At 44.6% G+C, this 14,695-nt stretch carries 13 protein-coding genes; 1 reads left to right on the top strand and 12 read right to left on the bottom strand.

Annotated elements, in window-relative coordinates:
• Window positions 1–37: 37 nt before the first annotated feature.
• The 11 genes from K4H96_RS08585 to K4H96_RS08635 form a co-directional block, all read right to left on the bottom strand.
• On the bottom strand, window positions 38–2,176 hold the full coding sequence (locus K4H96_RS08585) for an ATP-dependent Clp protease ATP-binding subunit (RefSeq protein ID WP_223337680.1): 2,139 nt from the start codon (window positions 2,174–2,176) through the stop codon (window positions 38–40).
• A gap of 478 nt (window positions 2,177–2,654) precedes the next feature.
• Window positions 2,655–3,806, bottom strand: coding sequence for an iron-containing alcohol dehydrogenase (locus tag K4H96_RS08590; protein WP_223337681.1), 1,152 nt, complete (start codon window positions 3,804–3,806; stop codon window positions 2,655–2,657).
• Window positions 3,807–3,993: 187 nt separating this feature from the next.
• Window positions 3,994–4,422: an RbsD/FucU family protein gene (locus K4H96_RS08595; RefSeq protein WP_223337682.1), complete on the bottom strand. Its 429-nt coding sequence runs from the start codon at window positions 4,420–4,422 to the stop codon at window positions 3,994–3,996.
• The gene (locus K4H96_RS08600; protein ID WP_223337683.1) at window positions 4,423–5,907 is read right to left on the bottom strand and encodes a rhamnulokinase; all 1,485 of its coding nucleotides are present in this window, start codon (window positions 5,905–5,907) and stop codon (window positions 4,423–4,425) included.
• Window positions 5,908–5,949: 42 nt separating this feature from the next.
• Window positions 5,950–7,032, bottom strand: a complete 1,083-nt coding sequence (locus K4H96_RS08605; RefSeq protein WP_223337684.1) for an ABC transporter substrate-binding protein — start codon at window positions 7,030–7,032, stop codon at window positions 5,950–5,952.
• 56 nt (window positions 7,033–7,088) lie between these two features.
• Window positions 7,089–8,072 (bottom strand): ABC transporter permease, encoded by a 984-nt coding sequence (locus tag K4H96_RS08610; RefSeq protein ID WP_004185311.1) that lies wholly within the window; start codon window positions 8,070–8,072, stop codon window positions 7,089–7,091.
• A gap of 24 nt (window positions 8,073–8,096) precedes the next feature.
• Window positions 8,097–9,593 carry a sugar ABC transporter ATP-binding protein gene (locus K4H96_RS08615; RefSeq protein WP_223337685.1) on the bottom strand — a complete coding sequence of 499 codons (1,497 nt, stop codon included), beginning with the start codon at window positions 9,591–9,593 and terminating at the stop codon, window positions 8,097–8,099.
• Window position 9,594: 1 nt separating this feature from the next.
• Complete coding sequence (locus tag K4H96_RS08620; protein ID WP_004185308.1) at window positions 9,595–9,957, bottom strand: PTS lactose/cellobiose transporter subunit IIA; 363 nt, start codon at window positions 9,955–9,957, stop codon at window positions 9,595–9,597.
• A 4-nt stretch (window positions 9,958–9,961) separates the two neighbouring features.
• On the bottom strand, window positions 9,962–10,258 hold the full coding sequence (locus K4H96_RS08625) for a PTS sugar transporter subunit IIB (protein ID WP_002916544.1): 297 nt from the start codon (window positions 10,256–10,258) through the stop codon (window positions 9,962–9,964).
• A gap of 65 nt (window positions 10,259–10,323) precedes the next feature.
• Window positions 10,324–12,090 carry an L-fucose isomerase gene (locus K4H96_RS08630; protein ID WP_223337686.1) on the bottom strand — a complete coding sequence of 589 codons (1,767 nt, stop codon included), beginning with the start codon at window positions 12,088–12,090 and terminating at the stop codon, window positions 10,324–10,326.
• A gap of 21 nt (window positions 12,091–12,111) precedes the next feature.
• A complete protein-coding gene (locus K4H96_RS08635) occupies window positions 12,112–12,858 on the bottom strand; it encodes a class II aldolase/adducin family protein (protein WP_002927999.1) in 747 nt (248 codons plus the stop codon).
• 185 nt (window positions 12,859–13,043) lie between these two features.
• Here K4H96_RS08635 and K4H96_RS08640 point away from each other — a divergent pair, with 185 nt between their 5' ends.
• Complete coding sequence (locus K4H96_RS08640; protein WP_004185304.1) at window positions 13,044–13,796, top strand: DeoR/GlpR family DNA-binding transcription regulator; 753 nt, start codon at window positions 13,044–13,046, stop codon at window positions 13,794–13,796.
• A 133-nt stretch (window positions 13,797–13,929) separates the two neighbouring features.
• On the opposite strand, the gene K4H96_RS08645 is transcribed toward K4H96_RS08640, so the two are convergent.
• Window positions 13,930–14,694 (bottom strand): amino acid ABC transporter ATP-binding protein, encoded by a 765-nt coding sequence (locus tag K4H96_RS08645; RefSeq protein WP_223337689.1) that lies wholly within the window; start codon window positions 14,692–14,694, stop codon window positions 13,930–13,932.
• Window position 14,695: the final 1 nt, after the last annotated feature.

The following is a 14,695-nucleotide window of genomic DNA, read 5'->3' on the forward strand; positions in this document are numbered from 1 at the left end:
AAGGAGGTCTTTGAAAACTTAATTGTCTTAGTAAGCTTTATTCTGCTTGCTTGTCTTTTTCAGATGCGTCAGCACCCTTTTCACGAATAACTAAGACACCATCTTCCAAATCGGCTGTCAAGTGCTTAGCATCTAGATTATCCAAGTGGAAGTCAGTCACCTTGTCACGAATTTGCTGCTCAATGACACGGCGCAGCGGACGAACACCCATGACTTGGTCATAACCAGCGTCGCGCAGGAATTCCTTAGCTGCATCAGATACAGCCAGATCAATTTCTTTCTTGCTCAAGGTTTGATTTACTTCGATCAGCATGAGGTTAACAATCTCCATCAAATCTTCTTTCTTGAGATGAGAGAACTCAATAACTGCGTTGAAACGATTGAGGAATTCTGGACGGAAGTAAGCTTTGAGTCGATCCATCAGATCAGGTTTTTCTGCATCCTCTTCCAAGCCAGCTTCGTAGCCAAAGCCAGCATTGGAAGTCGCAATGATGACCGTGTTCTTGAAGTTGACTGTATTCCCTTGACCATCTGTCAAACGACCGTCATCCAGAACTTGAAGGAGAAGGGTAATCACTTGTGGATCCGCCTTTTCAATCTCATCCAAGAGAATGATAGAGTAAGGATTGCGGCGTACACGCTCGGTCAAAGTGTTATTGTTGTCATCATATCCGACATAGCCTGCAGTCGTACCAATCAGCTTGGAAACAGCAGTCCGGTCGGAGTATTCTGACATATCCAGACGGATAATGGCCTCTTTAGTACCGAACATATCCAGAGCTAGTTGCTTAGCCAGCTCAGTCTTACCAACACCAGTTGGTCCAACAAAGAGGAAGCTTCCGATTGGACGGTTGCCTTCATCAAATCCTGCACGGTTACGGCGAATAGCTCTAGCCACGGCTTCTACAGCCTTATCTTGGCCGATAACTTTAGCTTTGAGACGGTCATTCATGCCCTTGAGGCGCTCAATGTCGCTGGCACCCATCTGAGATACTGGTACACCCGTCATCCGTTCAACAGACTCTGCTACATCGTTGACTGTAGCTGTCACCTTCATGTCCTCGGTGTGATTTTGAATTTTCTTTTCCAACTCTTCAATGCGGGTCTTGGCATTTAGAGCTGCTTCATAATCTTCTTTCTCAACAGCCGCTTCCTGCTTGTCTTTCTGTTCAGCAATCTCATTTTCAACCGCATGAACATCAGTCACTGGATGCTGGGCTGCCAAGTGGGCAGCAGTCACGTCGACCAGGTCAATCGCCTTGTCTGGCAGGCTCCGTTGTGGAATATACTGAACAGAGTAATCCACAGCCGCTTTCAGCACTTCATCCGGCAGGATGACATTGTGATGCTTTTCGTACAAGTCCCGAATACCTCGAAGGATCTGATAGGTATCTTCGGCAGATGGTGCATTGACCTTGACTTCATTGAAACGACGAGCCAGAGCTGCATTTTTGAGAATGGTGTTACGATACTCATCCTGAGTAGTAGCCCCGATGACGGTTAACTCACCACGAGAAAGCGCTGGTTTGAGAATATCCGCCATGCCCTTAGAGCCACTATCTCCACCGATAGATCCTGCTCCTAGGATTTGATGGATTTCATCAAAGAAGAGGATAATGTTGCCGGCTTCCTTGACTTCATTGACCAAGTTTTGGATATTTTCTTCAAAGCTACCACGATACTGAGTCCCAGCTTCCAGACCGGAAATATCAACAGAGATAATTTCCTTATTCTTGATGGCTGCTGGCACATCACCGTTAACGATGGCCTGAGCCAATCCTTCTACGACAGCTGTCTTACCAACTCCGGCATCTCCGACCAGAACCGGATTATTCTTAGTCCGGCGAGAAAGGATTTCAGCAGTTTCTTGTATTTCCTTATTGCGCCCAATGACTGGATCTAACTTGCCATCACGCGCTTCCTGAGTCAGATTGCGACCCAGCTTAGCTAGGATACCATCCTGCTTAGGTCCATGAGCAGCAGCTTGTCCAGTCTGCTCACCTGTTCCCTGACCAGGGAGCTTGCCAGTAGCCCGATACTGAGCAAACTCTTCTGGTGTGACCTCTCTACCATTAATCAAGTAGCGCCGGTGTTCGCTGTTGTAGCCACCCATGCGTCCCATAAGTTGGTTGAAAAGGTCATCCATATTGTTAAAATTGTTGTAGTTGTTGTTCATAGCATTACCTCGCTTTTTTCATATTTTGCTTTACATAATTTTTGTTTTTACCAAAGTTTCAGATAAGAAATCTCTTCCTTATCTACTATAAATTTTCATTTGGGAGATCTTCTCCTATCTATTATTTTACATAACTTATTTCATTTCCAAAAATCAAGACTGATTCAGTCTCTATTTTTATGAGTTAATTAAATCTCTTTCAGAAGAAGATGATTTTACATAACTTTTAATCCTCCCAAAAATAATTGCCTTCCGGCTGTATTCATATCTTCTGATTAAATTTACGTAAACTTTTTTGTTTACAGTTGTAATTCTATCACGATAAAATCTATTTGTCAATAGATTTTACATAATTTTTTAAAATAAATTTACAAATGTAATCAAAATTATCATTAAGGTTCTTTTCATTCCTATAAAACAAGCCCTGCAAGCTAGAGTCATGCAGAGCTTTGTTTATTTCAGCAGAATTTTTTCGTTCTTAGAAGAGTTCTTTATATAAAGCAATCGTTTCTTCTAGAGTTGGCATGAATGGATTGCCTGGCGCACAAGCATCAATCAAAGCGTTTTTAGATAGGTATTCAAAATCAAAGTCTTTTTCATCGATACCAAGTTCAGTAAGTTTCTTCGGAATACCAACCGTTTCAGACAGTTTTTCGATTTCAGAAATAGCATAAGCAGCGCATTCTTCGTCAGTCTTGCCTTCGATTTGCAGACCAAGAGCTTTGGCAACATTGCGGAAAGCTTCTGGTACCCGTTTAGCATTTTCACGCTCTACAACTGGCAGGAGCATGGCACAGCAGACACCGTGTGGCAGATTGTAAACTGCCCCAAGCTGGTGAGCCATAGAGTGAACATAACCTAGACCAGCATTGTTAAAGGACATACCACCAAGGAAGATGGCATTCACCATGCCTTCACGCGCTTCAATATCATAGCCATTTGCAACCGCACGAGGAAGGTATTCCTTGATAAGTTCAATAGCTCCGATAGATAATTTCTTGGTTACGCCGTAGGCTCCTGGTGTGACGAGAGCTTCGACCGCGTGAGTCAATGCATCCATACCTGTTGCTGCTGTGAGGGCGGCTGGTTTGGATACCATGAGTTCGGGGTCATTGACTGAGATCAGGGCCAAGCTATTCTTGTCCACCATAACCATCTTAACCTTGCGTTCTTCATCTGTGATGACATAGTTAATGGTAATTTCAGCTGAAGTTCCCGCTGTAGTATTGATTGCCACTACTGGCAGACCTTTCTTAGCAGACTTGTGCAAGCCTTCGTAGTCTTGTGGTTTACCACCATTTGTCGCAATAACTGAAATACAGCTAGCCGCATCCTGAGGTGAACCTCCGCCGACACTGATGATGAAGTCACAGTTGTGTTCCTTGAGAGCAGCTACACCATCCATGACGTTCTTACAAGTCGGGTTTGGCTCAACATCGCTGAAGACCACATACTGGATGCCTTCCGCATCTAGTGGTGCTAGGATTTGCGGCAGGATATCACTGCCTTCGATAAACTTATCCGTCACCAGCAAGGCCTTGCTATAACCCAGCTCCTTAACATAAGGCCCAACTTCCTTGACAACACCTTTGCCAATAAGATTGACATCGGGTACGTAAAATGTAGACATATATTTTCTCCTTTACAATTCATATTGTTAATATAATGATACTGCAAAAAGCAGATTTTTGCAAAATTTTTGTGATTTTTTTAACAAGTTATTTGATAAAAAAAGCAAAGAAAGCTCCAGATAAAGATGAGGAACAAGGACACTCCTTTTTAGAAGCAGCCTTGTCCACCTCTTACCTGTTTTTTCATTAGCTGGTAATGACACCTTTTTTCAAAATGATATTGCCGTACAGAGCTCCCTCGCCCGTTTGGATGACCAAATAAGCTTTTTCTGCCTGCTCATAGAAAGCAAAGCGTTCAAATTCTTTAATGGCTGTACCTGGATAGTGCTTTTCTAACAAAACCTTGTAGTCTTCCCAGATGACTGGTATAGTCGTATCTCCCGGCACTACCTGCATAAGACCTGCTTGGTAATCACTATAAGTATCCAAGGGCAGGACAGTCAAGATAGCATCTAGCAGTGCTGGAACTCCGTGGCCGTCACAGCGAACAACCCGCTGACCAATCCGATGGGCAGGGAAGTTTGCATCAGCAATGACCACTTCATCCCCGTGGCCCATCTCCATCAGATACTTGACCAATTCTGGACTTAAAATAGTTGGAATATGCTTTAACATCTAGCTTCCTACTTTCATACTTGCTTGAAATTCTTGATAGGATTGAGCCAAGTCTGAGCCTTCTTGAGCTTGGTATTGCTTGGTCTTTTCTGAATCCTTGACGAGCTTTTGGGCAGCCTGGCGATCTTGAATCTCACCCAAGGTCAAAAGCTGTGCCAAGATATTTCCCAAAGCACTGGCTTCAATCGGCCCTGTTAGGACTGGTTTCTGGCTCACATCAGCTGTCAGCTGGCAGAGCAGTTCATTTTGGATACCGCCGCCGACCATGTGAATCTGCTCGATTTTCTGACCGGTCAGGCTCTCAATTTGCTCCACGGTTTGACGATAGGCAAAAGCGAGACTTTCCAAGACCACTCGGACAACCTCTCCTTTGCTTTGCGGAACAGGCTGGTTGGTCATATGGCAACGCTCCTTGACCTTAGCCTCCATGTCTCCCGGAGCTGCAAAAATAGCATCATTGGGGTTAATCCAAGAGCGATTATTCGTGACGTTTCTTGCTAGTGTTACCATTTCATCAAAGCTGATGTCCTCTCCTTGCAAGCGCCAGTCCCGCTGCAGTTCTTGGATAATCCAGAGCCCTGTCGTATTCTTCAAAATCCGATAGCGTCCGTCAAAGCAGCCTTCATTGGTCAGATTGGCCGCTAAAGCTTCCTGGCTGGTCACAGGATTCGGAGATTCTAGACCAACCAGAGACCAAGTACCGCAAGAGATAAAGGCTGTTGGCTGCTCACTGGCATAAGGAATAGCCAGAACAGCTGCCGCTGTATCATGACCAGCACCTGCAATGACATCAAAAGGCTCAATTTTCAGCTCTTGTGTAATCCGTGGCGACAGGCTTCTCAGGACTCTTCCTCCCTGTATCACCTCACCAAACCACTTTTTAGGAATCTCCAGCGTCTCAAAAACGCTGTCAGACCATGTCTGAGAATTGATATTGAGCAAACCGCTGCTGCTGGCAATAGTGTACTCGCTGGATAAAACACCTGACAAAAGATAGTTAATCAAATCCGGCATGAAGAGCACGCGCTCTGCAACTCTTGCCAAATGGGGCTTTTCCTGCAAATCAGCGAATATTTGCAGGACTGTATTAATGCAAGCAGGCTGTACACCTGTCTCCTCAAAAAGCGCTTCTTTGTTGATTTTCTTATAAAAAGTTTCTTCGTATTGGCCCATACGATTGTCGCGATAACAATGCGGCTGGTAGAGCAAATCTCCGTTTTGGTCTAGGTAGGCATAATCCACTCCCCATGTATCAACGGATATGGATCGAATAGGAATCCCATCTGCTGAAGCTTTCTTGATCCCAATCTTGATTTCTCCAAACAGATGCAGGATATTCCAATAAAGACCGTCATTCACGTTCATCGGCTCGTTTTTGAACCGATGAACTTCTGATAGCTGGATACTATGGCCATTGTAAATTGCTTGCATGACACGACCTGAACTAGCACCTAGGTCAATGGCCAGTAATTTCATCAATGTCATTCTCATCTCCTCCAATACACCGATCTTTACAAACGATTTTGATTATTGGTAAAGCAATGGTTTGATTTCATCAGAGTCGATGTTCTTGGCATCATACCATTTTGATCCAGTGTCTACATCTTTAACTTCTTTTCCTTGAGCCGCTTCAATAGCTAATTTTACAGATTGATAGCCGATTTGAATCGGATCTTGCGTAACAGATCCTACAAAGAGACCGTTGCGAATTGCATCTTGCTGCAAGGCACCTGAGTCAAAACCGACAGCCAAAATCTTGTCTGCACCGAGCTTAGATTCCTTGAAACTGCCATTTGCGTTGATAATAGCTTTAGCTGCAAATTCATTTGAAGCGTAAATAGCGACTGTATCTGATTTTTCAAGCACAGTGGATGCTTCAGTCTTACCTGCCGCATCGTCTACTTGAGCTGGTACACGAACTTCAATGATAGCTTTGGCATCTGATTCAGAGACATTGTTTTTGAATTTATCGTGACCAACAACTGCAGTCTTGATGCCTTTCTTTTCTAGCAACTCAACCATCTTGTCAATAAAACCGGAAGTCCGTTGTGTGATAGAAAGTGAGTTTGCTTCTTGGGAAACCACTCCGATACGAATCGGTTTGTCACTCAATTTCTTTTCTAACAATGGGAACAAGTGTTCTGCTGCATTGGCTCCAGCAGCATGGTTGTCTGTAGAGGCGGTTGCTTTGATTGCACCGTCTGGTGCACCTGGAACCCCTGAGTCAAATCCAATCAGCGGGATATTCTTAGCTTGAGCTTGTTTAATAGCGTCTAGCTCTGATTCGGTGTCAAGTGCTGCTAGGGCAATCGCATCTGGATTTTTGTTAATGGCATTGTTCAACTGCTCCAATTGTTCTGCGATAGCGGTTTCATTTTGAGGGCCGACAAAAGTAATCTTAGCGCCAAATTCATCTGCCGCTTGTTCAGCACCCTTATTAACGGCTTTCCAGAAGTCATGTTGGAAACCTTTGGCAATTACTTCTACCCGATAGTCTCCACCCTTGCTGTTTGTAGCTTTGTTGTTGTCTTTCTTAGAAGAACAAGCAACTAGTCCAATCGCAGCAGCAGCAAGAAGTGCCGCAGTAGCAAATTTAAATGATTTTCTCATGATAAAAGCTCCTATTATGTTTTATACACTCATATATATGATAGCGAGGGCTGTACTTATTTCTTCTTATTCTTGCGAATGAAAATATCAAAATAAACAGCGACAATAACAACGAAACCAGTAATAAAGAGTTGATAGTGGGGTTGTAGGTCGATATATGGCAAACCAATTTTCAGGACTGACATGATGAAGACCCCGATAATGGTACCAATAACAGATCCGACACCACCAGCTAGAGAAGTTCCCCCTACTACGACACCGGCAATTGCATCAAGCTCCATACCGTTACCAGTACCTGGCAGAATCGTAGAGTAGGTGGCCGCATAAGCAACAGCAGCAAGTCCTGCTGACAAACCGCCTATGACATAGGCCATGCCTTCCCATTTGACGACATTGACCCCTGACAGACGAGTGGCTTCTTTATTGGAGCCAATCGCGAAGATATAGCGGCCAATTTTTGTCTTGTTCAATACTACCGCAGCAAGGACAGCTACAAGCACCAGCACGATCAAGCCTGTCGGAAAATTATCCTGAGTTCGGAATAAATCTTTGTACCAACCTTCACCTGTTCCACGAAGAGGGAAGGTCACACTTTGCACATTTGAGACAATAGAACTCAGACCGCGGGAAATCATCATCGTACCCAGCGTCGCGATAAAGGGCGGCAAACCGAACTTTGCGACCATGATTCCATTCAGCAGGCCGAATAATCCTCCAATGACTAGAATAGCCAGCAAAGACAGCCAGAGCGGCCAGCCCATCTTGGTATGAAGGACACCCCCGATAATAGCCGAGCACATCATCACCGTACCAATAGAGAGGTCAATACCACCTGTAATGATGACAAATGTGACCCCAATGGCAAGGAAACCAATGTAATATGACGCATCTAAGATACTGACTACCGTATCAAACGAACGAAATGATTCGCTGGAGATGGCAAAGAAGGCAAAGATTACCACCAAGGCAATCAAGGCAATCAGCTTTTGTAAACCAACTGTTTTTTCTAATTTCATCCATAAGGATTGTTTCTCTTCCATACGTAAACACCTCTGTTTTCACTTTTAACGGTCAGTCGCTAGCGCCAAGATTCTCTCTTGTGTTGCTTGGCTAATATCCAGCTCACCCGTTTTTCTACCTTCACACATGACTACGATTCGATCGCTCATCCGTAAGATTTCCGTCAGTTCTGACGAAATCATAATAATGGATTTGCCTTGAGCAACCAGATCATTCATCAGTGTGTATATTTCACTTTTGGCACCGACATCAATTCCTCGTGTCGGCTCATCAAAGATTAAAATATCGCTATTTTGTTCCAGCCATTTGGCAATGACTACTTTCTGCTGGTTTCCTCCCGAAAGATTGCGGACCAGCTGTTTGGATGACGGTGTCTTAGTATGTAAAGATTGAACAAACTGATCACTTGCCTTGACAATAGCACCATCATCAATCAAGCCAGCCTTGATATACTTATCAAGATTGGTTATAACCGTATTGTTGGCAATGGTCATGTCCACGATACAGCCAAAGCGCTTGCGGTCTTCAGATAAGTAACCAATCCCTTCCCGAATGGCATCTTGGGGAGAATTGATGCTTACTTCTTTGCCATTTATAACAATGGAACCGCTTTCTTTTTTGTCCGCACCAAACAGCAAACGGGCAACTTCTGTCCGACCGGCTCCCATCAATCCTGAGAAGCCTAGAATTTCACCCTTATGGAGTTTGAAACTCACATCTTTAACGGCCGTTCCAGCACAGAGGTTTTTCACCTCCAGCACCACAGGAGCATCTTCTGCTACTGTTGACGCAGCCTTAGGATCTTCATAAATCGTCCGTCCAACCATCATAGAGATGATTTCATCCTTGGTGGTATCTTTGGTATTGACCGTGCCTACATACTCACCGTCCCGCATAACAGTCACGCGGTCTGTGATTCGGGCAATCTCATCCATCCGGTGAGAAATGTAGATAATACCAACACCTTTTGCACGCAGGTCGTCGATGATGACAAAGAGCTCATTGATTTCCGATTCAGTCAAAGCTGCTGTCGGTTCGTCAAAGACAATCACCTTGGCATCCATTGAGAGGGCCTTGGCAATTTCGACCATTTGTTGTTTCCCAACTGTCAGATTTCCTACTTTTTCAGTCGGGTTGATGTCTAGTTTTAAAAGACTAAAGAGTTCTTTTGCTTTCTTAATACTGGATGCATCGTTAATAAAGAAGCTGCCTTGAACTTCTTCCCGTCCTATAAAGATATTTTGAGCCACTGTTAGATGGTTCATCATATTCAATTCTTGGTGAACGATAACGATTCCTGCGTCCATTGCTTCCTTGGGCTTGGAATAGACCACCTCTTCTTGATTGTAATGAATGTTACCCTCATTTGCTCCATAGATACCAGTCAAGACCTTCATCAAAGTGGATTTACCAGCCCCATTTTCACCCATTAGAGCATGCACTTCACCAGCCCGCAAGTCAAAATTGACCCCTTTTAAGGCTCGGACTGGACCGAAGCTTTTAACAATGCCCTTCATTTCTAATATGACAGGATGATCCATGCTACTCACCTACCTGTTCCAGTTTTGCAATTCTTGCTTTTAAATCTTCGATTTCTTCTATTTGATTGAGAAATACGGCGGCCAATTCGAGTAATAAATGGCTATTCATAAAATGGTCCTGAGCATGGACCGCCAGCAGACTTGGAGGATTGGCTTGACCACTCAGTTCAGACTGGATAAGGCTGGTCTGTAAGTTGTGAGCCTCCACGCTGAGTTTTCTCGCTTGTTCCAACTCAGCATTTGCTTCTTCCTTCTGACCTGACTGAGCCAACTCCAAACTCTGCATGACTTGCGCAGTCACTTTACTACTCTTGATAATCAGTCGCATCAGCTCTTGGCTTGAGCCTTTGTCTTGTCCTGCCATAGGCCTAGTCCATCAATACTTCAGCCTGACGAAGTACTTCTTCGCCTCTCATCAACTCGAAATCTTCATCACTAATGACTGCGACTGGCACCTGTAGGCTTGCTTTAGCCTTTTCTTCTAAATAGGCTAATTGCGGACTGAGCAATAAGACATCAATATTCTTCAAGTTATTCATACCCGTAATCCCAATGGAATAAAAGGAATAATCCAATTGGTCACGATGAATAACTTCATTGATTCGCTCTACCAGCATACTTGTTGTTAAGCCACCTACGCAGGCTAGAATAATTGTCTTGGTCATCTAAGCTACTCTCTTTCTATTGGGTAGGCTGCATGCCCAGAAAGAGGCACGCCCACCCAAAATCTTTATTTATGAATTGGCCCTAATAATTGGCAAGCACGGTAGTCGGCTGATTCCAAATCTTCTGTGCCAAACAGTGACCAGTTCTTGGGACGGAAGATGTCTTCCTCTGGCACATTGTGCATATTGACTGGGATACGCAGCATAGAAGCCAGCGTAATCAAATCCGCTCCGATATGGCCATAGGTGATAGCACCGTGGTTTGCTCCCCAGTTGTTCATAACATCATAGACAGACTTGAAGGCACCTTTTCCTGTCAAACGCGGTGCAAACCAAGTGGTTGGCCAGCCCGGATCTGTTCGATTATCCAAGGTATGATGCACTTCCTCTGGCAATTCCAAAGTATAACCTTCAGCGATTTGTAAGACCGGACCTACACCTTTAAGGATGTTCAAACGTACCATGGTCACAGGCATATCGCCCTTGGTCAAGAAGCGAGTAGAGAAGCCGCCACCACGGAAGTATTCGCGATTGGCTGGTGGGAAGTCTGTATTTTCAAGCATCGCATCTACTTCGCTTTGTTCCAATTCCCAGAATGGCTTGATGACTGGCTTGCCGTCTCGACTGGCTTGCCCCGTTCCATCCAGAGTACAAGAGCCAGAGTTAATCAAGTGCAGGAAGCCGTCAGCTACCTGACCTTCTAACTGATGCCCTGTAACACGTTCTACCGCTTCTGGACTCCAATAAGTCCGGACATCTGCGAAGATTTGCGGTGTATTTGTCAAGAGATAGTTAAAGAGCATAGACACACCGTTGAGCGAGTCATTTTCTGTCGCAAAGACATAAGGCTTACGAATGCCGTTCCAGTCAAACTGAGTATTGAGGAAGGTTTCCATGAAGTCCCCGTTCGGGAAGTGGTCTGTCCATTGACGCTGACCTTGGAAGCCAGCAACCAAGGCATGATGCCCAACAGCTTCTTCCTCAAAGCCAAGCTCAGCCAAGCGAGGGTTGCCTTGCATAAGGTCTCGGCCAATCATGAACATCTTGACTACAAATTCCCATTGTTTTGCTTTTTCTTCTGGAGAAAGAACCAAGTCTTCACGGTTACGATCCACACCTTCTTTGATGTGTTCTTTGACCCAAACCATGGCCCGTTCAAATTCTTCGTGATCATAAATGCCCCGGTCAATCCGACGAGTAAACTCCGTCATATCAACTGATTCATTACGCATACCTAGGTATTCTTGGAAGAAATCTGGATTGACAATGGAGCCGCCGATTCCCATAGAGACGCTGCCCATGGACAAGTAAGCTGTGTCACGCATCAGTCCTGTTGCCAAAGCGGCCCGACTATAACGGAGAATTTTTTCTTTTACATCTTCTGGAATTTCAGTGTCGCTAGCTTCCTGGACATCCCTGCCATAAATACCAAAAGCTGGAATTCCTTTTTGCGCATGTGAAGCCAGTACTGCAGCGAGATAAACAGCTCCTGGCCGTTCAGTGCCATTGAAGCCCCAGATAGCATGCGGAATATCTGGCGACATATCCATGGTTTCACTACCATAGCACCAGCAGGGTGTCACTGTGATAGTCGCGCAGACATTTGATTTTTTGAATAATTCATGTGATGCGGCTGCCTCAGGCACACGTCCGATGGTAGATGGCGAAATAACACATTCAACAGGCTGACCGTCGGGATATTTCAGAGTTGAGCTAATCAAGTCAGCCACACTTTTAGCCATATTCATGGTTTGTACTTCTAGTGATTCCCGAACACCTTGGCGACGTCCGTCAATGGTTGGACGAATTCCAATACGTGGATGTTGAGTCATAATCATTTCCTCCAATGTTTCTTATTCTTTGATGCTTCCGTCACCATTATATTTACGATAACCAGGGTGACGGCCTGTGACTTTATAATTGGCCCGCATTGCAAACAAGCGTTCCAAGGTTGGACGAGAAATTTCCTCCTCCTCAACTCCCTTAGTAGAAAGCAACATGCGTCCGTGGAAAGTGGTCTTAGCAACCAGCTCCAAGGTTTCCATCCGATAGTAAGCTGTAATCACATCGCTTCCTACTGTCAAGGCACCATGATTTTCAAGTAACATGACATCATGTTCTGGCAAGTACGGAGTGATAGCATCTGGCACTTCCATAGTAGATGGCACACCAAAGGGAGTGATGGGAATTGCTCCTACTACAATGGCACTCTCGATCAAGGAATAGGTATCAAGCGGAATATGAGCCAGCGCAAAGCCAGTCGCAATTGGCGGATGTGCGTGGACAACAGCATTCACATCCTCCCGTTCTTCATAGCAGCGAATGTGCATCTTGATTTCACTGGATGGACGATAGCCGTCCTGAGCCTCGATAATCTCCCCTTTTAGATTGAGCTTGACGAGTTTTTCAGGCGTGATAAAGCTCTTACTGATACCTGTTGGCGTTGCAATAATGGTATCTTGGTCTAGACGGACTGAGACATTGCCGTCATTAGCGGCTACCCAGCCTAGTTGCCACATCTTGTGGCATACATCACATATTTGTTCGCGGATTATTTCTTCTTGATGATCCATAATCTCACTCCTTTCTGGATTCATCATAGTATTTTTGGTAAGCGCATTCAATACCTGTACCTTTAATTGATAAATAGCCAACTTTTATATAACAATATGGCCAAAAATGTTCATAATCGTTCAATCTAATGGTTACTATATTGATTTTTTTTCGTTTATTGTGTTATAATGTGACCATAAATGTTCAGCTTTGTTCATCGGTGGAGGTCACTATGGTTTCTTTGGAACGAATGAGTCGAATTATAGACATTCTCAGCAAGCGAAAGATTATTGCAACCGCCCAACTTGAAGAACTTTTGTACTGTTCTACATCAACGCTTCGACGGGACTTGATTGAGCTAGAAAAAGAGGGGAAGATCATCCGCTCTCATGGTGAAGTCATGCTGATTACGGCTAATAATGTAGAATATGTGTATTCTGCTCGCGCCCGTGAAGAAGAAAAAAGCAAGCAACAAATTGCTGAAATTGCTTCAACTTTTATCACTCATAACCAGTCTATCTTCATTGACAGCTCTACGACTGCAGCTATGCTCATTCCGCATTTGGCACCTTTCCAGAACCTACGTGTCATAACAAATGGTATTGAAGCAGCCCGCCAGCTAAATAACTTTGAAAATGTTACCCTCTTTTTATCAGGCGGACATATTGGCTGCGGGACCAATTCTGCGCTGGGCGATTTTGCTGCCAACTTCATCAACAATTTCCATGCAGACTTACTGTTTTTTAGCTGCCGCGGATTGGATCGCTACGCCGCCTACGAAGCCAACCACAATCAGGCGCACATCAAGCGGGAAATGATAGCTAATAGCGACAAGGCAATTCTATTGGCCGACCACTCTAAGTTTAACACCAGTCATTATTTCAAACTTTCCAACTACTCTAGCCTGGATTGCATTATCACCGACCAGCCACCAGTTGAATCCTTCCAAAACGCTGTCGGGAGCCAGTGCGAAATCCTCTGGTAAGCAACTTTCTTTAAACACAAACTAGACCGAGATAGGCTTATCTCGGTCTAGTTTTTTGTCTATCTTTTTCATTATTGAGCCAAAGGATAACAGCGTTCTATCAAAAATAAAAATCTGGACATAATCCAGATTTTTAAATCATATACTCTACACTATAGCTGGCATCCGATAGAATGCGGGACAGAAATTGTTTGGTCCGCTCTTCATTCGGGCTAGAGAAGAATTTCTGAGGAGGATTTTCTTCGACGATATGACCGCCGTCCATAAAGATGACATGGTTGGCCACATCACGGGCAAAGCTCATCTCGTGGGTCACAACGACCATGGTCACTCCCTCCTGGGCCAGCTGTTTCATGACGCTGAGAACTTCGCCGACCAGTTCCGGATCTAGAGCCGAAGTTGGTTCATCCAGCAGGATGACATCTGGCTTGACAGCAATGGCACGGGCAATCCCAATCCTCTGCTGCTGGCCGCCTGATAGCTGAGAAGGATAATAGTCCTTGTAGGCCAAGAGGCCCACGCGCTTCAAGGACTCTTCTGCAATCTCAAGCGCTTCTTCCCTCGGTATCTTACGAGCTATCACTAAGCCCTCTAAGATATTTTCAAGGGCTGTTTTATTGGCAAAGAGATTATAATGCTGGAAGACAAAGGCCGTCTTTCTACGGATTTCCAAAATCTCCTTTTTGCTGAGTTTAGCCAAATCATAGTCCTTATCAGACAAAGTCAGCTGACCGCCATCCGCTTTTTCTAAGTGATTCAGACAGCGCAGAAATGTTGTTTTCCCAGAGCCTGAGGGTCCCAGAATAACCACAACGTCACCTTGATTGACCTTGAGACTGACATCTGCCAGCACCTGGTGCTCTCCAAATCGTTTGGAGATATGTTTTACTTCTAACATA

The sequence above is a fragment of the Streptococcus sanguinis genome (assembly GCF_020729765.1).
GTDB classification, from domain to species: domain Bacteria; phylum Bacillota; class Bacilli; order Lactobacillales; family Streptococcaceae; genus Streptococcus; species Streptococcus sanguinis_Q.

Coding starts and splice junctions, on each gene's coding strand:
- K4H96_RS08620 (WP_004185308.1), bottom strand. CDS start 9,957: ATGGCAGGACAAGACAAAGGCTCAAGCCAAGAGCTGATGCGACTGATT.
- K4H96_RS08590 (WP_223337681.1), bottom strand. CDS start 3,806: ATGTCTACATTTTACGTACCCGATGTCAATCTTATTGGCAAAGGTGTT.
- K4H96_RS08600 (WP_223337683.1), bottom strand. CDS start 5,907: ATGACATTGATGAAATTACTGGCCATTGACCTAGGTGCTAGTTCAGGT.
- K4H96_RS08615 (WP_223337685.1), bottom strand. CDS start 9,593: ATGGATCATCCTGTCATATTAGAAATGAAGGGCATTGTTAAAAGCTTC.
- K4H96_RS08605 (WP_223337684.1), bottom strand. CDS start 7,032: ATGAGAAAATCATTTAAATTTGCTACTGCGGCACTTCTTGCTGCTGCT.
- K4H96_RS08640 (WP_004185304.1), top strand. CDS start 13,044: ATGGTTTCTTTGGAACGAATGAGTCGAATTATAGACATTCTCAGCAAG.
- K4H96_RS08610 (WP_004185311.1), bottom strand. CDS start 8,072: ATGGAAGAGAAACAATCCTTATGGATGAAATTAGAAAAAACAGTTGGT.
- K4H96_RS08630 (WP_223337686.1), bottom strand. CDS start 12,090: ATGACTCAACATCCACGTATTGGAATTCGTCCAACCATTGACGGACGT.
- K4H96_RS08625 (WP_002916544.1), bottom strand. CDS start 10,258: ATGACCAAGACAATTATTCTAGCCTGCGTAGGTGGCTTAACAACAAGT.
- K4H96_RS08635 (WP_002927999.1), bottom strand. CDS start 12,858: ATGATGAATCCAGAAAGGAGTGAGATTATGGATCATCAAGAAGAAATA.
- K4H96_RS08645 (WP_223337689.1), bottom strand. CDS start 14,694: ATGTTAGAAGTAAAACATATCTCCAAACGATTTGGAGAGCACCAGGTG.
- K4H96_RS08585 (WP_223337680.1), bottom strand. CDS start 2,176: ATGAACAACAACTACAACAATTTTAACAATATGGATGACCTTTTCAAC.
- K4H96_RS08595 (WP_223337682.1), bottom strand. CDS start 4,422: ATGTTAAAGCATATTCCAACTATTTTAAGTCCAGAATTGGTCAAGTAT.